Below are 23,094 nucleotides of genomic sequence, written 5' to 3' on the forward strand. Positions count from 1 at the left end.
GGTCCCGGGGGGGTCCCGGGTTATCGCCTCTCGCCGCAAGAACGACGGGCGATGAGTTCGGGCCGGAAGGTCAGCCGAGCCGGCTCACCGGGGTTGCCGATGATGAGCTCGGCCGCTTTCTGCCCCATGCGGTAGGAAGGCTGGGCGACGACGGTGATGCCGAGGGCGGGAGCCCAGGCGAAGTCGTCCATCGTCACGAAGCCGATGTCGTCCGGAATGGACAGTCCACGCGCGATGAGCGCCGAGTGGACGGCGACCGTGCGCCGTCCGGTCAGGCAGACGAGCACGTCCACCGGCTCCGGCCGCGCCAGCAGCGCCGCCACCGCGGCGTCGGCGCGTTCGTCGCGGTCGATGGAGATCACCGCGTCCGCGGCCAGCCGGACACCGCTCTCGGCCAGTCCTCGGCGCAATCCGTCGGTGCGGTCGCGCTGGGAAGGCCGGCCACCGGAGACGACGACGGCCACCGACCGGTGCCCGCAGGCGAGCACGTGGCCGGCCATCAGGCGGCCGGCCGCGACGTTGTCCAGCGCGACCGAGTGCAGGTTGGCCTGGTCCTCCGGCGCCGGGCGGGCGACGATCACGCACGGGGTGCCGCCCGCGGCCATGCGGCGGGTCCGCTCGTCGGTGGAGTCGCCGGTGGTGACCACCAGGCCACGGACCCGCTGCTCGTCCATCGTCTGCACCTGCGCGACTTCGTGGCCGGACCGGTGGAAGGTGTTGGCGAACATGACCAGGCTGCCGTTGGCGTCGGCGACCTCGTCGATCCCGCGCATCAGGTCCAGGTAGAACGGGCTGCGCAGGTCGTCGATGATCACGCCGATGGTGTTGGACCGGCCGGCGAAGATGCTCTTGGTGAGGGCGTTCGGCGTGTAGTCCAGGCGGGCCACCGCGTCCCACACCCGGGTGGCGGTGTCCTCCTTGACGGCGCCGCCGTTGAGCACGCGCGACACCGTCGCCGCGGACACCCCGGCCGCCGTCGCGACATCCCCGATGGTCGTCCGCTTCACCGTCGGCCCCTTCCCGCCTCGCCGTCATGCCGCGACCCGCTCGCCTTCGCGCACGACCGTCCGGCCACCGATGATGACGGTCCGGACGCGCGGCAGGTCCGCCGGGTCGGTCAGCACCAGATCGGCGATCATGCCCGGCGCGGCCCGGCCCCGGCGGGGCGCCACGCCGGGGATGGCGGCGGCGACGTTGCCGGTGGCCATCGCGATGGCGGCGGGCAAGGTCACCACGCCCGCTTCGACCGCCCGGTCGACGGCCAGCAGGATCGGGTCGTGGAAGCCGCCGGCGTAGTCGGTGGAGATCGTGTCCACGAGCCCGGCCTCGAACATCGCGAAGAGCAGGTCGGGGCCGCTGGTCAGCCGCCGCGCGCCGAACGTGTCCAGCGTGGAGACGTCCACGGTCGCACCCAGTTCCTTGAGCTGCTCGGCGTGCCGCAGCGCCTCTCGCAGCTCGAAGCTGGAGTGGTTCGAGTGTCCGGCGATCAGCGGCACTCCGGTGCGGGCGACCGACGCGACCTGCGTCATCGACGCGGCCGCGTTGTGCACCAGCACCGGCACGCCGGCCCGCGCCGCGTACTCCCCCGCCTCACGAAGGCCGTCGAGAGCGACGTCGAAGGCGGGCAGGATGATCTCCGAAACGAGCTCACGGATCTCCTCGACCGGCATCTTGCCCCGCAGGCCGGCGGTTTCCAGCGCCTGCTCGACCGCGTCCCGGTCGAACGACGACGCCGCGATGTGGCGGCCCAGCACCGCGACCTTGAGCGCGTCCGCCTGCCGGGGCGTGATGGTCACCCCGGTGCGCCGGGCGACCTCGGCCGGGATGTACAGGTAGCTGGCGCCACCGCCGCCGAGCGTGTGCCCGGCGCCGATCTCGCCGAGTGCAACCGCGCCGGCCTCGACGGCCCGCTCCGCGGTGAAGGCCCGGCTCTCGTCGGTGAGGCCGCCGCCGTCCGCGATGGTCGCCGCGTGCAGGCAGGCCGGCGTGTTGCACGAGGCAGGCCGGACGTTCACCGGGTGGTCGTCGTTGGTGCCGGCCACCGAAGCGGCGGTGACGAAACCGTCCACGCACAGCACGCTCGTGGTGCCTTCCAGCAGGTGCCGGTCCAGGTTCGCCCGCACCTGCTCCGGAGGCAGCGCTTCGTGGCCGCTGGGGAACAACGGGCCGTACGCGGTGCCGTGGGTGTGGTTGTTGATCAGGCCGGGCAGGGCCAGCAGGCCCGCGGCCTCGAAGAGCTCGTCGACCCGGCCGTACTCCTCGGCGGCGCGGGTGGGGACGATCTCCCGGATCGTGTCGTCCTCGACCACGACATCGACCTGGGGCCGGACCGGGCCGCCGGTGCCGTCGACGAGGTCGCAGCTGTGCAAAACCTTGGTGCGCAAGAGATCCTCCTTCAGAAGCGCTCGAAGCGGAAGGCCGACAATTCCGCGGAGTGGTCTTCGCCCAGCGCTTCCGCGGCGACCAGCGCACCGGCGTGCACGCTGAGCGTCGCGCCGCTGTGCGAGACGGCGAAGTGGAAGTTCGGCAGACGTTCGGCGCGGCCCAGCACGGGCAGGCCGTCGCCGGGGATGGGCCGGACGCCCACGCGCACGCTCTCGACGCTCGCCGCGGCGAGCCCCGGGTACAGTGCGCGCCCCGCGGTGACGACCTCGTCCACGGCGGCGGCGTCGACGCTCGTCTCGCCGGAGTCCGAGACGCGCACAGCGCCGTCCACCTCGTGCGTGTGCAGCAGCAGGCGGCCCGCGCCGTCCGGCCGCAGGTGCACGTGCGGGGCGTGGATCACCCGGCCGACCGCGACCGCCACCGGGGAGGTGTGGATCAGCACCCCGCGGGTGTTGCGCATGGGCAGGTCCAGCCCGGCCAGCGCCGCGACACCGGCCGCTTCCGGCCCGGCACAGTTCACGACCGCGTCCGCCGGAAGCGCACGCCCGGAGGCCAGCCGCACGGCGCGCACTCGCGAGCCCGCGACGTCGAGGCCGGTGACGGCGTCGTTCCAGACCCGGTCGACACCGGGACCGGCGAGCAGGTGCCCGATCATCCGGGCCGGCTCGATCCAGCCTTCGTCCGGGAAGTAGGCGATGCCGTCACCGGGCAGTGCGTCCGGGTTCACGTCCGGTTCCAGCCGCAGCGCCTCCGCTCGCGTGAGCCAGCGCGCGCCGTAGCCGTAGCCGGTCACCGATTCGACCTTCCGGCGCAGCTGCTCGAGCTCGGCGGCGTCCGCGGCCCATTCGAGGTTCCCGCCCTCGTGGTACCAATCGCTGCCGGGAACCGCGGCGGCCAGCTTCCGGTGCGCTTCCATCGCGGCCACGCTGAGGTCGTGGTACGGCCGTGGTTCCTTGCCGTTGGAGTTGGTCCACGAGAAAGTCGCACCCGACGTGCCGCCCGCCGGCGCCCCCGAGTCGACCACGGTCACCCGCGCGCCACGCCGCGCCAGCTCCGAAGCGACCGCGGCGCCGTAGACCCCAGCACCGACTACTACCACCTGCGCCGCCATGCGTGACCTCCCAGTTGATCGATGTAACTAGTTTCAGTAACTAGTTACATCACTAGAACACACGAGTGCCTGGACGTCAATGAGCGGCCGGCCAGGGCCAGAGTGCGACCACGTCGCCTCACCAGGCGTCGGTCAGCCGGCGAGGGCCTGCGTGATTTGGCGGGTGGTTTGCGCGGCGATGCGGGAGTTGACGGCGGCGTAGGAGATATAGGCGTTCAACCCGGTGGCCAGGGCCCAGTCGCGACCGCGTCCAGGTGGCATCGTCCACACCGAGCTCACCGAAGTCGATGACAGCGCTGAGGCGGCCGCCGGTCGCCCCTGCCGCCGATCGCGCGCTCGGTCCCACTCGTGACAGCCGCCGATCCGCGCCGAAGGATCAGTCCACCGGCATCGTCACCAGGCTGATCATCCGGCGCGTGCGGTTCCCGCCGGGATCTTGCCCCATCCGAGCGGCGACAGCTTCGCGGATCACGGTCAGCAGTCCGGTCATCTCGGCGTCGGTCAGCCACAGTGCGGCCTGCTGGTAGGTCACGCCGTCCGCCGTGGGGTCGGTCGGTTCGGGGGCCAGGTAGCGATCGAAGTCGGCCAGCAGGCCGCCGACGAACGCCGTGAACGTCCTGCGGTGGTCGTCGGTCGTCATGGCGGCCCGGTCGGATGTGTCGATCTCGGCCCGGTCCCAGGACAGCCGGTAGGTGCGTTCGATGGTGCCGCGCACGCGTTTCTCGTCGAGCACCTCGAGCACCCCTGCGCCCGCGAGGGCCGCGACGTGCCGGTACATGGTCGCGTGCGGGATGTCCGGCAACCGCTCGCGCAGCTGCGCCGTCGTGGCCGGGTGGCCGTCGAGGAACGTCCGCAGGATGCGTAACCGGACGGGGTGCAGCAGCAGGTCGAGCGTGGCCATGGACGCATCCTCCCATCTCTGATACTAATATCAAAACTGATACCAATGGAGGCGGACATGACGTACCCCGGCACGAGCACGGGCACAGCCGATCTGCGGGAACTGCAGCTGACGGTTCCGGCCGCCGACGGCCTCGCCCTCGCCGCGACGCTCACGCTGCCCGCAGGCCCCGGCCCGCACCCGGCCGTGCTCTGCCTGCCCGGGTCCGGAAAGGTCGACCGCGACTCCAACGCCGGCCGGGTGCGCATGGACCTCGGCCGCCCGCTGGCCACCACCCTCGCCCGGCACGGCCTGGCCTCGCTGCGCTACGACCGCCGCGGCGCCGGCGCCACACCCGGCGATTGGCACACCGTGGGATTCCTGGACAACCGGGCCGACGCCGAGGCCGCCCTGCACGCTCTGCGTGAGCACCCGGACATCCGCCCGCACGACGTGGGCGTGCTCGGGCACAGCGAAGGCGCCGTGCACGCGATGTGGCTGGCCGCCCACGCTCCCGTCGCCGCCGCGGCCTTCGTCGCCGGCTATGCCCGCCCGGGCGACCAGGCTGTCCGCTGGCAAGGCGCCCGGCTCGCCGACGCGCTGCCCCGGCCCGTCCGCCCGCTGCTGCCCGTCCTGCGCCGCGTCGCCGCCCGGCAGCTGACCCGGCTGGCCGCCACCACCACCGACACCGCCCGCATCGGCGGCGTCCGGATCAACGCCCGGTGGTGGCGCGAGCAACTGGCCCACGACCCCCGCCCGGACCTGGCCGGCATCCGGGTTCCGGTCCTGGCCGTCACCGGCGACAAGGACACCCAGGTCGACCCGGACGACCTGGACGTGATCGCGCGCCTGGTGCCGAACGGTGCCGAAACCCACCGGATTCCCGGCCTGACCCACATCCTGCGCCGCACCGACGGCCCGGCGTCCGTGTTCGCCTACCGCCGGCTGCTCCGCTCCCCGGTGGACGACGAACTGCTCGCCACGATCGCCCACTGGCTGGCCACGCGGCTTCGCTGAGCCGCCCATTTCGCGCCCGCTACTGCCTCGAAAGCGCCCAGGGCATGAACTTCTCGACGAGCGCCCGGCTGAATGGGCGCACCAGCGCCTGCAGTTCGGCGCAGGCGGACTCGCCGATGTGCGCGTAGGGAGTCACGCTGTTCTCGTCGGTCGCCTTCTCGATTTCCGCTCGGCGGGCCGCGCCGTCGGGCGTGAACGTCAGGTCGGCGTCTTCGGTGAGCCAGCCCCGCGCGCGAAGGCCGCTGACGGCCGCATTCCAGTCGGCCTCGGACCACGCCCGGGAGGTGCGCAGGGTCTCGGCGGGGACGGCACCGGAGGCGGCGTGGGTGACGAGGGCTTCGATGCCGCTCAGGCGGGCCGTCAGCAGGGCGGCGACGTGTGCGTCGCCGCGGTATTCCCGGAGCAGGGTCTGCGCGTGCCACAGAACCAGGTGGGGCTCGGCGGGCCACGGAAGGGCCGCGTGGGCCGCGAACAGGGGCCGGCCGGTGACGTCGCCGATGACTGTCTCGGCGGCCGCACGCAGGAGAGCGGCGGCTCGGCGCATCTCGGGTGAGGTGATCGCCTCGCCCAGCGTGGCGCGCAAGGCCTCATCGGCCGCGGCGTAGCGGGCGGCGCGGACAGCGGCCGGGTCGGTCACGGACCAGGCACCGGCGATCGACTCGGCGACGAGCCCCGGATTGAAGTTGTAGAAGGTGGCGACGACGACCGGCGCCGGAACCGCACCGAGAGCCGCCGACCTCGACGCGAAGTAGCCGGCGCGGCCACGCAGGCCGAGTTCCCCATACGCGGCAACGGCTTCCGGGGCGAAATAGATCATTCCGTGGTAGGGCTCGAGGAATCGCCAGGTCCGCCGCGCTACGTCGATCACCGGGCCAACATACCATCCGGTCGGTACGGCCGGGCCCCTCTCGCGGCGCGGCGGCCCGTTGCCGTCGCACCCTGGCACCGGAACGCACGGTCATGCCGATGAGCGTAGGTTCGTCTGGCGACGGTCGTGCCCGAACCGTCCGGATTGGCTGGACCAGAGTGGGCCGGCTTGGCCGCTGTTTGTCCTCTATGTGGCCAGTGATTGTCTTGGGTTGTATGGATGCCGTGTTCGGCGATTCGGCCAGGGACCGGTAGGATTCGTTACGTGAAAGACATCTTCATCTGCCACGCGAGCGAGGATAAGAACACCGTCGTGCGGCCACTCATCGACGCATTTAATCGGGCGAATATCACTTATTGGTACGACGAGGCGGAAATCAAGTGGGGCGAGAGTATAACTGAGCGTGTTAACCATGGGCTGCGCGAATCGCAGTTCTGCTTGGTCATTATCAGTGCGGCCTTCATGGGGAAGCCCTGGCCGAAACGCGAGTTCTTCGCCGTCCTCAACGATGAGGCCGCGAGCGCCGGGAACACGTTATTACCGATTTTTGTCGGGACTCCCGAGGAGCAGCAACAATTCCGCGGCGAACTGGCAATGATCAACGACATGAGCTACCTCGGCTGGGAAGACGACCCGGCGGCCGTGGTTGCTGCCCTGCGCGTGCGGCTGGGTCACGACGTCGCGGCTAACACCATGCGCGTCTGCCATGTGTCGTCTGAATACCCACCGCATGTGTTCGGTGGTCTCGGTGTGCACGTCGAGCACCTGACCAGGGCGCTTGGGGCGCACCTCGACGTCGAAGTGATGCTGCCGAGTGCCGGCAACCAGGAGTACTGGGATTTTGATTCCCGTGTGCAGCCGAACGGGATGGCAAGGGTCGAGACCTCATATGCGAATCCCACGTCCTGGCTTGCTTTTGCCGAATTTGCATCGCGAGAGATCATTAGAAGAGCGAAGGAGAGTCGTCCAGACGTGATCCATTGCCATGACTGGGTGACGGTGCTCGCCGGCATCAAGTGCCGCTGGGAACTTGGCATACCTCTCGTCATGCATCTACATTTGCCGAACTATAGTACACTGTGCGCTTCGGTCGAGAATCTCGGATTAGTCTGCGCCGACCGCGTCACCGTCAATAGCAAGGCGATGTTGGAAGAGTTGGAGGGCCGACGACTGCCTCTACGGCATCCGCCAGTGATCATCAAGAACGGTGTCGATCAAGTCGTCTTTCGCCCCTGTGACGATTGGCCTGACGGAGACGGCTACCTGCTCTTCGTCGGTCGCCTGGTCGAGCAGAAAGGCGTAGAGTATCTGCTACGCGCGTACCAGTATGTTCGCGTTAAGTTCCCAAATGTTGGATTGAAGATTGTCGGGAACGGCGGCCTGAGCGACTTCCTGAGACGGCTCGCCACAAACCTGGAACTGTCCAACGTAGAGTTCATAGGATGGAAGTCTGGACGAGAACTGGCTGAGTTGTATCAGCGTGCTTCCATCGTCGTTGTCCCGAGCATCTATGAGCCGTTCGGCATGACAGCCCTGGAAGGCCTAGCATGTGGGCGCCCGGTCGTGGCCAGTAGGGAGGGGGGACTGCGTGAGATCATCAGGCATGGAAAGTACGGATTCCTTGCCGAGCCGATGGACGAGTTGGGCCTGGCGCAATGGATAATAACGTTGCTCGCAGACCCGGACCTGCGGAAGCGAATGGGTGAAGCCAGTCGCGAATACGTACAGAAGGATTACCTGTGGTCAGATGTTGCGGGTAAATTTCTCCAACTGTACGACGAACTCAAGGAAAAACCCGTGGACCTGACTGTACCCGACAAGGCTCAAGAGTTCATTGACCAAACCTGGAACCTTGCGCAAGAAATGGGATTCAGGCCCCTCCTGCTGAGTAATATGTTTGACCAGGGAGGATCATCATGAAGGCGGAAATCTTTTACTTGAAGGGCGACGAGGATCGACGTAAGCATATCGAGAGAACCCTCAGGCGGGAGGTTTTCGATCACATCGACGTAGACCACGTGGCCATACAAAACGATTACGGTACGGTGAATGCGCCAACCGAAGTGGACAAGATCCTGCGCGTCTATCTGGACCGCCTGAGGGCCTCCATGATCCGAGTAACAGATTTCAGGATCGTCATCAGCGACTCATCGGGCTATTGGTGTTACATGGGGTACGAAGGCGGGCGGTCGAGAGACCCGGAGGTTGGCAAGTTCATACGGATTTCGTACAAAGGTTTTTGCTCCCTCTTTCCCGCGGTCGCGATCATGGATCGAATGGTTATGGCACCTCAAGGTATTCACGAGATACTGAAGGCCTCGTCAGAAGTGTCATGGATGCTTAGGCCTCTAGACCTCCATGGGCTTTCGCTGGTCAACTTTGAGCAGAGGGATTTCATTGAGGATGAGATCCGCAAGGTCGCTAGCCAGATGCGTAATGAGACTACGAAGTTATGCGCTCGGTATGTACAGGCCAGAAGACTTCAAAGCCCGGACTTCGACGAATTGTCGATCTTGCTCGGCGTCGATGAGGCTTATCTCAGGATGCACCAGAGCCACATCAAGGCATCAAGAATAAAGCTCAACACTAAGGTCCTCAGCGAACCCTTACGCATAGGCAAGTTATCCACCGTGGTCCTCCAGATCACCGACGAGTCCGAGAACATGCTGGGACGGGTCCGGGTACAAGTTCGCGGGCCCAAAGGCGCTCTTGTTCGCGACCCCGTAGCGGAGATCCTGCATTTTACGAATGATGACATGAGATCACAGCAGATTCAGATAGGCGTGAGGCCACTGGCAGTGCCCTATTGCCCACTAGAAGTTCTATTCGTACCCGATCCTGCGTCTGAAGTACACATCTCCTATCCCGTTCCTGTGATACTCGACGTACTGAGTTAACTCGCCAGTCGCCGATCAGCGACAGCTCAACTCAGGAATCGCACTGTCACGACAGCCGCTCCATTCCACCGTCCTGTCATGCCGCAGAGCGGTCGTTCGTCAGGGCGTACGCTCATTCCGAATTGCGGACGCCGGGAAACGTACGGCGTCCGCCCGGTCAGTCTGCGAGGGTTGCCTCATGACCGAGCACCTGAGGCCGAAGGTTCGGATCGTGCACCTGACCGGTCCGGCATTCCACGCTCTCGCACGTGGCGACCTGGCGGCGGCGAACGCGGTCAGTCCGGTCCCCGTCTCCGCTTACTTCGCCGGCCCGGACTGGCGCGGAGTGTGGCAGATGCGCAGCAGACAAGTGGAAGAAGACCCGGCCGGCGCGGCATGGGTCACCGGCGTCATCTGGGACGAACTGCGGCAGGTGGCCGTGGGCCGGGCCGGCTACCACGGGCCTCCCGACCCGTCGGGGACGGTGGAGATCGGCTACGCCGTCGAACCGGTGCACCGGCGCCGCGGCTACGCCCGCGCGGCGCTGGAAGCCCTGCTGCGCCGAGCCGCCGACGAGCCACGAGTGCGCACCGTTCGGGTCACCATCAGCCCCGGCAACCTGGCTTCCTACCGGCTGGCATCGCAGTACGGCTTTGTCGAGATCGGCGAGCAGTGGGACGACGAGGACGGCCTGGGGATCATTTACGAGGTCGCCGCGGGGCAGTTGTAGACATCCGCGGGGCCGACTCCGTCGCGCAGCGCGGTGAACAGCCGCTCGAGGCGCACGCGGTGGTCCTGCACGACGGTGTTCGTCGGTTCGCCTGCGATGCGGCGGCGTGCGGTCTCCACCAGCATCGCGCTGTAGCCGGCGATGAAGAACGCGGCGAGCAATGTCGCGTCACCCTCGAAGGTCGGGTCGCGATCGAACTCCTCGGCCAGCGCCCCTTGAAGTTCGAACATGATGGCTCGCGCCCGCGCGAGGAGCGCGGGTGATCCCGCGACCGTCCGGAAGAAGGGCACGGAACGGTCGGCGACACCGGAGAGCGGGTGTCGAGCGTCGAGGAGGCGGAAACTCTTATCCCGCAAGGACGTCAGCACGTCGACGCCCGGTGCGCGGTCACGGACGGTCGAGCGCAGCAGGTCGACCGCGTCGGCCGCGCGGTCCATGAAGAGGTCCTCCTTGCGCGGGAAGTGGTTGAAGACCGTCACGCTCGAGACGCCGGCCTCGCGCGCGATCTCGGCGACGGTGACGGCTTCGTACCCGCGCTCGAAGAACAACCGGTTCGCGACCTCCAGGATCCGTGCGCGCGTCCGCGGGCCGCCGCGCTCGCTGGTTCTGGGCATGCACCCCCCTCTCTTGTGTGACTAAATTTAGTGAGTTAGGTTAATGTTCGGTCCACCACCGGGCAACATCATTGTCGACGCCACCCCAGCGAGTCGCGTCGATCGAGGGGTCGAGTCATGAGCGAGCGCACGTTTCCCGCTCCGTCCACGGTCAGTGAGCAGGCGCGGGCCTGGCTCGCCGTCGAGGGCGGCGAGCTGTCCTATCCGGCCGCCGGGGACACCGAGGCGTGGCTGGCGATGGCCGAGCAGGCGAATCGATCCACGGTCCGGCGGTTCCCGATCTCCGAACTGCCGGTCCGCGTCGAGGATCTCGGCGTGGACGGCGCCACCGTGTACGCCGCGCGGCCCCACGGAGTCGAGGAGAAGGCGGACGAGGCGGTCTTGCTCTGGATGCACCCCGGAGGTCTCCTGGTCGGCGGCGGGGACGCGTGCCGCGCGACGACAGCCAGGACCGCACTGTCCACAGGCATGCTCACGTGGGGCCTGGACTACCGGCTGCCACCACTGCATCCGTACCCTGCCGCACTTGACGACGCGATCGCCGTGTACCGGCGCCTGGTGCGGGACCGCGGTCCGTCGCGGGTGTTCGTCGGAGGCGACTCCGCGGGAGGGAACATCGCCGCGGCCCTCCTGCTGCGCGCCAAAGACGCCGGACTGCCGATGCCCGCGGCCCTGGTGCTCAACAGTCCGCAGGTCGACCTCACCGAGGCGGGCGACACCTTCCAGACCCTGGCCGGCGTGGACAACGTTCTCCGCAGCTTGCAAGCGACGAACGCCCTCTACGCGGCAGGAGCTGATTTGCGGGAGCCGTATCTCTCCCCGCTCCTCGGTGACCTGTCCGGCTTCCCACCCACCTTCCTGCGCAGCGGCACCCGCGACCTGTTCCTCTCCAACACCGTCCGGATGCACCGCGACCTGCGCGGCGCCGGTGTGGAGGCCGAACTGCACGTCTTCGAGGCCATGCCGCACGGCGGATTCGGAGGCGACACCCCGGAAGACCGGGAAGCCGCCGCCGAACAGCGTCACTTCCTTGATAAGCACGGCGCCTGGCGGCACCGCGCTCGGTCAGCAACCGTTCAAGAGAAGAAGGACTCATGAAGGCAGTCGAGTTCAGCCGGTTCGGGGACCCGGAGGTCCTCGAACTCGTGGACCTTCCGGATCCGCGCCCGGGCCCCGGTCAAATCCGGATCGCGGTGCGCGCCGCCGGGATCAACGCGAGCGACTGGACGAAGCGTCAAGGTCTGCTGGACCAGGAGCTCCCGCAGACCATGGGCCACGAAGCGGCGGGCATCGTCGACGAACTCGGCGACGGTGTCACCGATGCCGCCGTCGGCGACCGCGTGTTCGGGTTCTCCGCCGTCAGCGGCGCACAAGCGGAACTGACGGTGCTGTCCTGCTACGCCCCCATCCCGCCGTCTCTGGGCTTCGCCGAGGCCGCGGCCGAACCGGTGGATGGCCCTCGTCATCCTCGGTCTCGCCCAGCTGATGGACATCCTGGACTCCACCATCGTGAACATCGCACTGCCGACCGCCCAGCGCGACTTGGGATTTCCCGCTGACTACCGGCAGTGGGTGCTGACCGGGTACGCACTCGCGTTCGGGAGCCTCCTGCTGCTCGGCGGTCGGCTGTCGGACTTCTTCGGACGCAAGCGGCTGTTCCTCATCGGCGTCGGCGGATTCGCTGTCGCGTCGGCGTTCGGCGGCGCCGCCGGGGACTTCGGGATGCTGCTGGCCGCACGGATCGCCAGGGCGTGTTCGCCGCGATGCTCGCACCAGCGGCGTTGTCGCTGCTGTCGGTCACGTTCGCCGACGACGCGAAGGAACGCGGCCGCGCGTTCGGGATCTTCGGCGCGATCTCGGGCGCCGGTGGGGCACTGGGGCTGCTGCTGGGCGGCGTCCTCACCCAAGGCCTGTCGTGGCGGTGGTGCCTCTACGTGAACCTGATCATCGCAGCGGTCGCCTTCGCCGGCGGCATGGCCTTCCTCCGCGACGGCGATCGACCGGAGCGGACCCGGCCCGACATCGCGGGCACGGTCACGGTGGTGCTCGGCCTGATCGGCATCGTCTACGGCCTGGGCACTGCCGAAACGCACGGCTGGAACGACCTCCGGACGATCGGCCCGGTGATCGCGGGCGTCGCGCTCGTCGCCGTCTTCGTGCTGATCGAACGCCGTACCAAGCACCCGTTGCTGCCGTTGCGGGTGATCCTGGACCGGGTCCGCGGGACGGCGTACTTGTCACTCGGGATTTCCGGGATCGGGATGTTCGCGGTCTTCCTGTTCCTCACCTACTACCTGGCGATCACGCGGGGATTCACCCCGCTGCAGACCGGAGTGGCGTTCCTCCCGATGATCGGTTCGGTGATGGCCGGAGCGGTCTTCTCCGGTGCGGTGCTCCTGCCCCGCACCGGGCCGCGGCCGTTCGTCCCGGTCGGCTGCGTCCTGTCCGCGATCGGCATGGCGATCCTCACCGGCATCCACGCTGATTCCGGCTATGCCGGAGCCGTGCTGCCGGCCCTGCTCGTCACGGGCATCGGATTCGGACTGATCTTCGGTCCGGTGCAGAACGCCGCGACCAGCGGAGTCCGGTCGCACGACGCGGGAGTGGCGTCCGCCCTGGTGACCACCGCCCAGCAGATCGGTGGGTCCATCGGGACGGCGGTGTTCAGTTCACTCGCCACGACGGCGACCGCGAAGTACCTCTCGACCCACGCCGCGACCGCGGCACAGCCGGCGACGATCACCGAGGCGACCCTCACCGGCTACCACCTCGTGTTCTGGACCGCAGCAGCGATCTTCCTGGGCAGTGCCGTCCTGGCCGCGCTTCTCTTCCGAAGCGGCCCCCTCCCACTGCCGATGAACTCACCAAGGAAACGTTAGGAACACGTAGATGACGATCACCCTCCGTCCAGAAAGCACCGTGCTGGGCTGGCACACGCTCGACCCCCACAGGTAGAGGGGTATGTGATCGGAGTGGAGGAGTTCGAAGCGGGTTACGACCGCCTGCTCGCGCCGCTGGCCGAGGCGGGCACGGAGCTGATTCTCATCGAGCCGTTCCTCCTGCCGATCCACGACGTCGTCGAAGCCGGTGTCGCGCGTGCTCGCATCGGAACGGAAAAGAGGAAGGAATGGCGCGCCGACTTGGACCCGAAGATCGAGGCCATGCGCGAACTCGCCCACAAGTACGACGCGCACCTGCTCGCCGCCCGCGAAACCGGCGATCGTCTCGGCGACGATCTCCGGGGCGCCGCTTGGCCCCGGTCAGGACGATCTCCACAGGGCTGCGTCGATCGGACCCTACCCGGCGACTCGGACGCGTACCCGGCCGCATGCCCAGCCTGAAGATCGAAAATTTTCATGGGGTTGTCGATCCCGGCTACCGTCGTTCGACGCGTAGTCGAAGGCACCCGCAGCGGGCGGGCACTCAGGGCACGATCACCGGCTCCCCAGACACCGAGGACACTCCCATGACTGAACTGAACGCGGACACTGCCCGGCGCGCGATCGTCGAACACACCCGGCGTCTGGCGGAATCGGCCGCCGCGGCCGGGCCCGACGCCGCCGTGCCGACAGCCCCGAAGTGGACCGTCACCGACCTGGTCGCGCACGTGGGCCAGACCCAGAACTGGGTCGCGGAAATCATCGAGCGGCGCGTCACCGACCCCACGCGGCTGCCCACGGAGATGGCCGCGCTGCCTGCCGATCCCCGCGACTGGCCGGCGTGGCTGCCGGAGTCCGCGCAGCGGGTGGCGAGCGCGTGCTCCGATGACGCGCTCGACGCGCCGGTGTTCAACGCCGCGGGCGACCAGCGGTCCGGGACGCGGTTCTGGCTGGCCGGCATGCTGAACGAGGCGGTCCTCCACGGCGTCGACGCAGCCAATGCCGCGGACCGGCCGGCCGACATCGCCACCGCCCTCATCGACAACCACCTCGCGATGCTCACCTCCCCCACCGGGGACATGCAGCGGCCCGAGTCCGCCCACACCCTCCGGGGCACCGGGCAGACCCTGCAGTGGCGGGCCACCGACACCGCGGACGACGCGGGCGCTTGGTTCGTCGAACGGCGGCCGGACGGTGCGACGTGGCAGCCCGGAACCCGGCCGGCCGACGTGACAGTGACCGGCCCGGCACGATCACTACTGCTGATCCTGACCCGACGGCTCCCCCTCGACGACCGCGAAGCCACCGACATCAGCGTCGACGGCGACACCGGCTTCGCCCAGCACTGGCTCGACAACACCGCCCACGCCAGCAACTGAGAAGCCCGATTTGGCGCAGGACACGGCATCGAAGATGCTAACCGAAGGGGTCGGCTGGTAGCCGGCCGACCATCGGTTGTCGATCGCAGCTCACGCGACCTCGAGCCGGCACATGACGAACTGCCTGCCGGCCGTCGCACTGTTGTTCGTTCCCACCGCATGGACGAGGACGCCGAGCCAACCTCCCGAACGAGTCTTGAGAGACCCGCGCACCGGCCGGCTTCGCTCACCGGGATGATTCGCGGAGTACCCAATCAGGTCCAGTACGTCATCGATGTCGTCCCCGTGGACCATCGCTCGAAGACTGCTGTTCGCGGGCACCGGAACATCGATGTGCGTGAAGTCGTCACTCGTGACGACGACCGATTCGTGCACCGCGTCCACGACGATGAGCGGGTCGGTGACGATCGCCGCGAAAGCTCCGAGCTGCCGCATCAGCGGACCGGACACCGCCTGGTGCACCTGGCTCAAGCCGACCTTCGCGGAGAAGCCGACGTAGTAGCTGTCGGATTTCCTGCGTCCGACCGCTCGGACGCCGCACCGCGACCGCGTGGTGACGTGCCGCTGTTCCATGAACATGATCAGTGGCTTGTCGATCTCCGCGTCGCAGAAGTCCTGCATCATCGCGGTGATCAGGACACGGAAGTCGTCGGTCAGGACGCTGTCCAAGAACCGGTAGGGATCACGGCCGGTCGCCCCACCGTGCCAGTCGGCGGTCGGCGGGTCGACACCGTAGAAACGGGGCGCCTCCTCACCCCACCAATGGCGCAGCGACCCACCACTGCCCGGTGCCGGTTCCTCCCACTCCCAGACCGCGATCGGCGGCCTGGCCGGAAACGGCTCTCCCGCCGGGACGTAACACGCCTGCAGAGCGACGAGCGAACCATCACGGCCTCCCAGCGCCGGTTTGACTCGGACATCGAATGCGTCGTAGCCGTAGTGCACCGTTGCCCGCTGCTGGATGCAGGTCTTCCGAGCACTTTCGATCAGCGGCGCGACGACCTTCCTGAGAACGATATCGGCGTTGTTCAGCGAAACGCCGGCGTAAAGAGCATCTCCGATCGCGTAGAGCAGGCTGCCTTCGTCGAGAGCGAGCCACTGACACTCGTGGCGTCTGCTCTTCGGGTGACTCGTGGTCACGACCACTCCCGGAACTGATGAAGTTGTGGTGCGGCCCGCGGTTCGTCCGGCTGCCTGCTCAACCGGACGATTCCGGTCAGGCCGGGTGATTTTCCAAAAAGTGCCGCCGTCGGTGCACGACACGGCTCGCGCTCCGGATAGCGCGGAATGCAGGCATTTCCGGCTCGACTCCCGGCCAAGTCCGGTGCCTCATCGGCCACCACGACCACACGGCGTCAAGCGTGCTCATCCGACCCCTCCCCGGGTGCGGCTCTCACGTTGTGTCGAGAGCCGAGCCCAAGAAGCCTAAACGATCAAGCCGTGGCAGGTATAGACCAAACGGGTGGATATCGAACACCTGAGCCACTTCGCTCAGCACCACTACGGTGACACTTGCGTCCGAACGGACCTGTTCTCCAGCAACGGATGACGCGTAATGTCCGCTGCGGCACGCGCCTGAGTCGGCGCGCCCTTCGGCCCACTCTCACGTCCCTCGAGGTGTGGCTGTCGGCAGTACGAGATGCCGGAGCGGCCCGTACTGCCGCCATATCCACGAAACGCCATTGGGTGGAGCCGGAAGGCTCCGAGGGGAGTTACCTTTCCATGCGACGAAATTCGTTGCGGCACTGTGTGCTGCGCATAATCACTGTCACCTCGGCCGTCGCGCTGGTCGCGGCGGTTCCGGCGACCGCGTCCGCGGCTTCCGAGCCGACGCAGAACGGGGTGCCGCTGCCGGCGTCCTGGACCCCGTCGGCCAAGGTCGACCGCACGCCGACCGGTATCCCGGCCGCCCGGCTCTCGGCCAGACCGGCGCGGACGGCGCCGAGATCGGCGCAGTCACCCCGGACGGTGACCTGCGCGATGGGTGCGCCGGTCGGGACGCAGCCGTGGTTCGCGATGGACCGCTACCCGATCTCCGACCGCACCGAGCTGCTCGTCAACCGGTCCGACGGCAACGCCGTGATCACCGATCGGGAGCTGACGGTCAAGGGCACCGGGCTGGACATGTCCTTCGACGCCACCTACAACAGCCGCGATTCCTGGGGAAACGAGCTGGGCGGGCACTGGACGGTTTCCGCCGGCCACGACATCTACCTCCGGGTGATGCTCGGCTCGGTCATCGTCCGCGACGCGACCGGGTACTGCTCGGAGTACACGCAGAACGCCGACGGCAGCTACACCACGCCGTCCGGCTCGCACGCGACGCTGACGAAGCTCGCCAATGGCACCTACCACCTCACCCAGGACGACTCCGGCCAGGTGTGGTCGTTCACCGGTGACGGGCAGCTGTCGTCTCAGGCCGACCGCAACGGCCACTCCATCACCTACCGCTACAACGCCGACTATTCGCTGGCCTCGATCACCGACACCCAGGGCCGGGTCACCACGCTCAACCGCGACGGCAACGGGCGGCTGCAGTCGGTGACGGACCCGACGGGACAGGTCGCCACGTCCTACAGCTGGGATCCCACCAGCGGACGCATGAACGGGATCACCAACCGAGCCGGGGACAAGACGAGCTTCGGCCTCGACGCCGACGGCCACATCACGTCCCTGACCACCACGCTCGGGCGGGTCTACACCCTGACCTACGACGCGAACGGCGTGGTGACGCAGGTGGCCGAGCCGAACTACGACGGGGTCGCCGGCACCACCGGCTACGCCTACGGGTCCGGCACGACGACGGTGACCGACCCGAACGGGCACAAGACCACCTACACCTTCGACAACCAGTACCGGCAGACCAAGGCCACCGACGCCCTCGGCCACAACCGCGCCCAGTCCTGGTCCGCCCACGGTGATGTCGCCTCGCTGACCGACGGGCTGAACAACTCCACCACCTACGACTACGACCCGCTCAACAACCTCAAGGGCGGCAAACTGGCCACCGGGGCGACGATGAGCGTCGGCTACACCGACAGCGCCCACCCACACCTGCCCACCCAGGTCGCCGACTTCTCCGGCAACAAGGTCAGCAGCAGCTACGACACCTCCGGCAATGTCACCGCGGTGCACTCCGGCGCCCTCAACGCCGACGTCGCCAGGTACACCTACGCGCGTGGTCTGGTCGCCACGGCCATCGACGGCAACGGGCACACCACCGCCTACGGCTACGACACCGCCGGGAACCTCTCCACGGTCACCCCGCCGCTGCCGCTGAAGCCGACCACCTACACCTACGACTCGCTCTCGCGGGTCACCAGTGTCACCGACGGCAACGGCATCAAGCTGGTCTACGGCTACGACAAGCTCGACCGCGTCGTCTCCGTCGCCAAGGCCGACGGCACCGGGCTCGCCGCCTACACCTACGACAAAACCGGCAACCGCACCATCGCCAGCACGGCCGGGGCCACCCTGACCAACAGCTACGAACGACGCCTGTTGACCCGCGTCGTGCGCACCGCGGGCACAACCATCGGCACCGCGACCTACCACTACGACCGCGCCGGCAACGTCACCGCCGTCGACGACGCCACCGGCTGGATCTACTACGGCTACGACGCCGCGAACCGGCTGACCTCGGTCAAGGACCAGGCGAACAAGACCACCACCAACGGCTACGACAACGCCGACCACCGCACCTCCGCCACGCTGCCCGGCGGCACCACCGAAACCATCACCCTCGACAAATCCGCCCGGCAGACCGGGATCACGGTTAAGAACCCGGCCGGAACAGCGGTGTTCTCGACCTCCTACCGCTACACGCGGCCCGACGGCACCGACACCGGCCAGGTCCAGTCGCGCACCGACGCCGCCGGCACGGCCGACAACACTTACGACGGATTCGGCCGTCTCACCAAGGCCGGCGCTCGCACTTACAGCTATGACAACGCCGGGAACGTCACCGCCGGCGACGGCCACACCTACACCGTCAACAACGCCGACCAGATGACCAAGATCGACAGCACGACCGTCGGCTACGACGGTGCCGGGAACCTGACCACCACCAACCCGGGCGGCCAGGCGAACTACAGCGACACCAACCAGCTGACGTCGGTCACCTCCGGCACCAGCACCCTGTTCACCGCGTCCTACGACACCCTCGACCAAACCCAGCCGGCGTCGATCACCGAGCAGTCCGGGTCGAGCAGCGCGACGCATGTTTTCACCCACACCGCGCTGGGCATCTCTCGCACCGTGGACAACGGCGCGAACACCACCTACGCCCACGACACCGACAGCACCCTCACCGGGCTCGTCGACACCGCGGGCAAGCACCACAACGCCATCACCGACTACCAAGGCAGCGTCGTCGCCCTGGTCGACGACTCCGGCGCGGTGACGGCCACCTACGGGTACACCCCGTACGGGTTCAACACCAGCATCACCGGCCCGGCGGGATCGGCCAACCGGCTGCGCTGGCTCGGCAGCTACCAGCTCGCCAGCAGCCAGTACCTGACCGGATATCGCCACTACAGCCCGGTTTACGCCCGCTTCACCCAACCCGACCCGACCGGGCAGGAAGCCAACCCGTACGCCTACGGCCAAGGCGACCCGGTCAATCGCACTGACCCCACCGGCACTGTTTCAGCAGGCTGCGTGAATACGGGCGCGACTGCCATCTTCGCTCTGCTCGGAGCGGCAGGAACATGGGCCTCCACCGTCGCCACCGGCGGCATAACAGCCCCCCTCGCGGTGGGGACGTCCTTCACCACGGTCGGCGCCATCGGCGGCGCGGTACTCGCCTGCCGTAACGGCTAGACTGAACCAACCTGACACGAGGAGAACCAAAGGTGATGAGCAAGTCGGTGAGCATAGCTTTTACCAGTTTTTCGGCAGTTCTGCTCATCGCTCTCGTAATCATGTCAATAATCTGGCGCAATCCCATTTCGATTGTCATAACGGCCATCTTTGCGCTGCTGTTTCTTTACTCGGCTATCGCTCTCAAACGGAATTGGGCGAAGCTGGACTGAGATTGGTTGTCGCCGGCCACCTGACGGGGCCCGTGGTGCCGTCGGATGGCCGGGTGGTGGTTCCCTTCACCGATGAAGGGGACCACCACCGGATGAGCGACCGAGGCGGCCACCACCCTTGCCCCGCCAGGAAAGCGAGAGCCGACACCTCAGTCGGTATCGGCCCGCGACTACCAGGTGACCGCCGCGTACGAGTCGCCGCGGCACGTCGACCCGGCCGTGCTCATCGACATCGCCGAGTGGCTGGCGTCCCACCGGAGACGGTAGGCGCGATCAGCCCTGGTCGCGCTCCTGGCGGTCGACATCGACGTGGAGGAACGCCGCGGAAGCGGCTCCATCTCGCGCTCACGCCGATGTGCGGACGCCGGCGAGGAGGCTCCCGTCGAGCTGATCGTTCGTCTGTCAGGATGCCGAGATGCCACCTCGTGCGCGTGTGGTCGATCCCGGCGGTCTCGCCCACTGGTGCCTGGAGCATCTGGGTAGCTCGCCGGCGGAGGAAATATTCAGGTCCGGGCACTTGTCCGCGGTCATCGGGCTCCGGCTGGCCGATGGCCGTGACGTCGTGGTCAAGGTTCGGCCGGACGCGCCGCGGGTAGCGGTGTGCATCGAAGTTCAGCGTCGCCTGTTCCAGGCCGGCTACCCCTGCCCGGAACCACTCACCGGCGCCGCTCCCTTCGGTGGTGACATCGCCACCGCGGAGGTCTATGTCCCTGGCGGCGCCGTGCTGCCGAGCGCGGACCGCGCGGCCTCTGTCTTCGCTGAGGCGTTCGCGTGGCTGATCCGGCTGGCCCCCAGTCCTGCTGAGATGCCCGCGCTCGGCCCGGCACCGTCGTGGGCGGCCTGGAACCACGCCGGGGGCGGCCTGTGGCCGCGCTCGGAGGACTCCGATGTCGACCTCGACAAGGTGTCCGGCGCGGAGTGGATCGACGACGCCGGGCGTCGTGCTCGCGACCGGTTGCGGATCGGCGGGTCCGGCGCTGTGCTCGGCCACTGCGACTGGCTGGCCGGCAACCTGCGCTGGAGCGAAGACGCGCTGCTGGTGGTGCACGACTGGGACAGCGTGACCGCGGACAGCGAAGACGTCCTGGTCGGCTTCGCCGCCGCGCTGTACTCGACCGTCGACGCGGACAAGCCGGCCACCGTCGAGGACACGCGGCGATTCCTCGTCGCGTACGGCCGTGCGCGTGGCCGGGACCTCAGCGCCGACGAACTTCAACGCGCGTGGGCGGCGGGCGTGTGGACCAGGGCCTATGACGCCAAGTTCCAGCACGCGGCCGGGCTGCCCGTCACCTCACTGTCGGAGAACGAGGCCGGCGAGCGCCTCCGTCGTGTCGGGATCTGCTCGACCGAAATCGGCGGAGGCCGGGTGTCGGATCCCGGGTGAGCCGTTCGTGGAGCAGGTGAGCGGCCACCACGAGGAGCGCCGCCAGTAGCCACAGGGGATGACATGTCTCACCCGGAACCCGTAGCCCGCCGCATGTACGACCTCGTCGAGCCCATCGGCCTCGTGCCCTACTTCGCCGACGAGTCGGACGAGGCCCTGATGGCACTGGGCCTGCGCAACCAGTGGGACGCCTACTTCGCCGGACGGGCCGCCCCGCTCGGCCGCACAGCGCCGGCCGAACTGGTCCACGCCGTCTTCTACAACTTCGCCCCCGGCGAAGTGGCCCGCCACCTCCCCCGCGTCTGGGACCTGACCACGCCCGAGGCCGCGCTGGCCGCCCGCGAGCGGGGATGCGTCGCGGGCATGCGCCGGATCCTCGGCGAACGCGCCGACGACCCCGCCATCGCGCGCGCCGGCGACCTCCTGCTGACCGCGGCGACCAGCGCACCGGTGGAGGGACGCGCCCTCTACGCCGCCCTGCGCGCGCTGCCGGTTCCGCAGGAGCCCGTCGCCCGGCTGTGGCACGCGGCCACCCTGCTGCGCGAGCACCGCGGCGACGGCCACATCGTCGCTTTGGTGACCGAGGGCATCGGCGGGACGGAGGCGCACGTGCTCCACGCCCTCTCGATCGACCTGCCCGCGAAGGAGTTCGGCCGCGTCTGGTACCTTCCGGCCGCGCAGCTGACCGCGGTCATCGACGGCATGCGCACCCGCGGTCTCGTCGGGACCGACGGCTGGCTCACTGCCGCCGGCCGGGCCACGAAGGCGCGAGTCGAGGCGCTGACCGACCGGCTCGCCGAGGCGCCGTACAACGCACTGAGCCCCAGCGAGCTCGACCGCCTCGTCACCGACCTCGAGCCGGTCTCGGCTGCCTTCCGGACGGTTTTCCCGTTGTAGCCCGGCGGGGCGGATCAGCCGGGCGCGGTCAGGGTGCGCAGCCGGTCGAAGGACTGCCGGATGGCGTCGCGCAGGTCGAGGTCGTCGGCGGCGTCGACCCACCGTTGGAAGGCGACCCGGTACACCGCGGCGCCGGTCTCGGCGGCGAGGGTGGCTTCGACGTCGTCGATGCCCCGCCGTCGAAGCCCGTCGGCGAGCGCGGCCGACATGTGGGCGAGCTTGCTCAATTCCCGTTCACGGAGTTCGGCGTTGGCCGTGATCACCGCGTGCCGCTGCCGTGCGAGTTCGCGGTCGGATCCGATCAGGTCGGCCGCGGCGTCGAGCGCGGCCGCGACGACCTCCAGCGTCGATGCCGACGCGGGCGCCGCCTCCAGCGCGGCCGATGACTTCTCCGCCATTTCGGCCGCCTTGTCGAAGAGGACCTCACGCTTGTCGGCGAAGTAGCGGAAGAAGGTGCGCGCGGTCACCCCGGCCCGGTCGGCGATCTCGACCACCATGGTCTGCTCGAAGCCGCGTTCGAGGTACAAGGCCAGAGCGGCCTCGCGCAGTCGGTCGCCGGCTCCAGGCTCCCATCGTCCCATGGGGCGAGTGTAGAGCTGCCACACAGTGATGTCAGCTGATGACATCACTGTGCTAGGCTGATGTCATCAGCTGACATCACTCGGCGTTCAGCCCCACCGAAGGGAAAAACCATGCCCACAACCCCGGATCCGGCCGCGGCACAGACGTTCATGGTGGTCGGAACCCTCCGCGACGACACGGACCTCACGGAACTCGCCGCCTTGCGAGAGGACGAGCGGAAACAGCTGGAGATCCTGCGCACGGACGGGAGGATCGGCGCCCACTACGTCTCCCCCGCCCGGCGGGCGACGTTCGTCGAGATCATCGCCGCCGACGAGAACCAGGTCGCGGACACCCTGGCGACACTGCCTTTCGCCCGGTTCTTCGATGCCGACGTCTACCCGACCATTCCCCCGGACGCGGCGGAAGCCGCGCACCGAGCGCGGTCGTGAGAACTCGTCCGTTTCCCCCGATGGAGAG

The 23,094-nt window shown here is 68.1% G+C and carries 20 protein-coding genes and 2 pseudogenes; 13 read left to right on the top strand and 9 right to left on the bottom strand.

Features of this window, described 5'->3' with window-relative positions:
• Positions 1-20: 20 nt before the first annotated feature.
• The 5 genes from AB0N03_RS44135 to AB0N03_RS44155 form a co-directional block, all read right to left on the bottom strand.
• Complete coding sequence (locus AB0N03_RS44135; protein WP_364385969.1) at positions 21-1,007, bottom strand: LacI family DNA-binding transcriptional regulator; 987 nt, start codon at positions 1,005-1,007, stop codon at positions 21-23.
• Between the two features lie 24 nt (positions 1,008-1,031).
• Positions 1,032-2,384 carry an amidohydrolase family protein gene (locus tag AB0N03_RS44140; RefSeq protein ID WP_364385972.1) on the bottom strand — a complete coding sequence of 451 codons (1,353 nt, stop codon included), beginning with the start codon at positions 2,382-2,384 and terminating at the stop codon, positions 1,032-1,034.
• Positions 2,385-2,395: 11 nt separating this feature from the next.
• Complete coding sequence (locus AB0N03_RS44145) at positions 2,396-3,496, bottom strand: FAD-dependent oxidoreductase (protein ID WP_364385975.1); 1,101 nt, start codon at positions 3,494-3,496, stop codon at positions 2,396-2,398.
• 132 nt (positions 3,497-3,628) lie between these two features.
• Positions 3,629-3,757: a hypothetical protein gene (locus AB0N03_RS44150; RefSeq protein WP_364385978.1), complete on the bottom strand. Its 129-nt coding sequence runs from the start codon at positions 3,755-3,757 to the stop codon at positions 3,629-3,631.
• A 115-nt stretch (positions 3,758-3,872) separates the two neighbouring features.
• Positions 3,873-4,397, bottom strand: coding sequence for a helix-turn-helix domain-containing protein (locus AB0N03_RS44155; RefSeq protein WP_364385981.1), 525 nt, complete (start codon positions 4,395-4,397; stop codon positions 3,873-3,875).
• Between the two features lie 57 nt (positions 4,398-4,454).
• On the opposite strand from AB0N03_RS44155, the gene AB0N03_RS44160 reads away from it, so the two are divergent.
• Positions 4,455-5,393 carry an alpha/beta fold hydrolase gene (locus AB0N03_RS44160; RefSeq protein WP_364385984.1) on the top strand — a complete coding sequence of 313 codons (939 nt, stop codon included), beginning with the start codon at positions 4,455-4,457 and terminating at the stop codon, positions 5,391-5,393.
• Positions 5,394-5,412: 19 nt separating this feature from the next.
• Here the strand turns inward: AB0N03_RS44160 and AB0N03_RS44165 are convergent, their stop codons facing one another.
• On the bottom strand, positions 5,413-6,261 hold the full coding sequence (locus AB0N03_RS44165) for a hypothetical protein (RefSeq protein WP_364385987.1): 849 nt from the start codon (positions 6,259-6,261) through the stop codon (positions 5,413-5,415).
• A gap of 264 nt (positions 6,262-6,525) precedes the next feature.
• Here AB0N03_RS44165 and AB0N03_RS44170 point away from each other — a divergent pair, with 264 nt between their 5' ends.
• From AB0N03_RS44170 to AB0N03_RS44180, 3 genes are all read left to right on the top strand, one after another.
• Positions 6,526-8,181 (top strand): glycosyltransferase, encoded by a 1,656-nt coding sequence (locus tag AB0N03_RS44170; protein WP_364385990.1) that lies wholly within the window; start codon positions 6,526-6,528, stop codon positions 8,179-8,181.
• Positions 8,178-9,158, top strand: a complete 981-nt coding sequence (locus AB0N03_RS44175; protein ID WP_364385993.1) for a hypothetical protein — start codon at positions 8,178-8,180, stop codon at positions 9,156-9,158. The genes AB0N03_RS44170 and AB0N03_RS44175 overlap by 4 nt, the downstream gene beginning before the upstream one ends.
• Positions 9,159-9,336: 178 nt before the next feature.
• Positions 9,337-9,867 (top strand): GNAT family N-acetyltransferase, encoded by a 531-nt coding sequence (locus tag AB0N03_RS44180; RefSeq protein WP_364385995.1) that lies wholly within the window; start codon positions 9,337-9,339, stop codon positions 9,865-9,867.
• Here AB0N03_RS44180 and AB0N03_RS44185 read toward each other — a convergent pair.
• Positions 9,840-10,481 carry a helix-turn-helix domain-containing protein gene (locus AB0N03_RS44185; protein ID WP_364385998.1) on the bottom strand — a complete coding sequence of 214 codons (642 nt, stop codon included), beginning with the start codon at positions 10,479-10,481 and terminating at the stop codon, positions 9,840-9,842. The two genes, AB0N03_RS44180 and AB0N03_RS44185, sit on opposite strands and share 28 nt — an antisense overlap.
• 117 nt (positions 10,482-10,598) lie before the next feature.
• Here AB0N03_RS44185 and AB0N03_RS44190 point away from each other — a divergent pair, with 117 nt between their 5' ends.
• The 5 genes and pseudogenes from AB0N03_RS44190 (at position 10,599) to AB0N03_RS44210 (ending at position 14,739) form a co-directional block, all read left to right on the top strand.
• Complete coding sequence (locus tag AB0N03_RS44190; protein ID WP_364386001.1) at positions 10,599-11,579, top strand: alpha/beta hydrolase; 981 nt, start codon at positions 10,599-10,601, stop codon at positions 11,577-11,579.
• A pseudogene (locus AB0N03_RS44195) lies at positions 11,576-11,929 on the top strand (alcohol dehydrogenase catalytic domain-containing protein); the annotation flags it as partial. The gene AB0N03_RS44190 and the pseudogene AB0N03_RS44195, both read left to right, overlap by 4 nt.
• A gap of 37 nt (positions 11,930-11,966) precedes the next feature.
• Positions 11,967-13,360, top strand: a pseudogene (locus tag AB0N03_RS44200) (MFS transporter).
• Positions 13,361-13,444: 84 nt separating this feature from the next.
• Positions 13,445-13,822, top strand: coding sequence for a hypothetical protein (locus AB0N03_RS44205; RefSeq protein WP_364386004.1), 378 nt, complete (start codon positions 13,445-13,447; stop codon positions 13,820-13,822).
• Between the two features lie 125 nt (positions 13,823-13,947).
• A complete protein-coding gene (locus AB0N03_RS44210; RefSeq protein WP_364386007.1) occupies positions 13,948-14,739 on the top strand; it encodes a maleylpyruvate isomerase family mycothiol-dependent enzyme in 792 nt (263 codons plus the stop codon).
• A 90-nt stretch (positions 14,740-14,829) separates the two neighbouring features.
• Here AB0N03_RS44210 and AB0N03_RS44215 read toward each other — a convergent pair whose 3' ends face one another.
• Entirely contained in the window at positions 14,830-15,885 is a 1,056-nt protein-coding gene (locus tag AB0N03_RS44215) for a hypothetical protein (protein ID WP_364386010.1), read from the bottom strand.
• 576 nt (positions 15,886-16,461) lie between these two features.
• Here AB0N03_RS44215 and AB0N03_RS44220 point away from each other — a divergent pair.
• The 3 genes from AB0N03_RS44220 (at position 16,462) to AB0N03_RS44230 (ending at position 22,053) form a co-directional block, all read left to right on the top strand.
• Positions 16,462-19,560, top strand: coding sequence for an RHS repeat-associated core domain-containing protein (locus tag AB0N03_RS44220; protein WP_364386013.1), 3,099 nt, complete (start codon positions 16,462-16,464; stop codon positions 19,558-19,560).
• A gap of 729 nt (positions 19,561-20,289) precedes the next feature.
• A complete protein-coding gene (locus tag AB0N03_RS44225; RefSeq protein WP_364386016.1) occupies positions 20,290-21,156 on the top strand; it encodes a hypothetical protein in 867 nt (288 codons plus the stop codon).
• 63 nt (positions 21,157-21,219) lie between these two features.
• Positions 21,220-22,053 carry a MarR family transcriptional regulator gene (locus tag AB0N03_RS44230; protein ID WP_364386019.1) on the top strand — a complete coding sequence of 278 codons (834 nt, stop codon included), beginning with the start codon at positions 21,220-21,222 and terminating at the stop codon, positions 22,051-22,053.
• A gap of 14 nt (positions 22,054-22,067) precedes the next feature.
• Here AB0N03_RS44230 and AB0N03_RS44235 read toward each other — a convergent pair whose 3' ends face one another.
• Complete coding sequence (locus AB0N03_RS44235) at positions 22,068-22,634, bottom strand: TetR family transcriptional regulator (protein WP_364386022.1); 567 nt, start codon at positions 22,632-22,634, stop codon at positions 22,068-22,070.
• A 111-nt stretch (positions 22,635-22,745) separates the two neighbouring features.
• Here AB0N03_RS44235 and AB0N03_RS44240 point away from each other — a divergent pair, with 111 nt between their 5' ends.
• Positions 22,746-23,066, top strand: a complete 321-nt coding sequence (locus AB0N03_RS44240; protein ID WP_364386025.1) for a hypothetical protein — start codon at positions 22,746-22,748, stop codon at positions 23,064-23,066.
• Positions 23,067-23,094 lie beyond the last annotated feature (28 nt).

The organism is Amycolatopsis sp. NPDC051061 (assembly GCF_040682935.1).
Taxonomy (GTDB): Bacteria; Actinomycetota; Actinomycetes; order Mycobacteriales; family Pseudonocardiaceae; genus Amycolatopsis.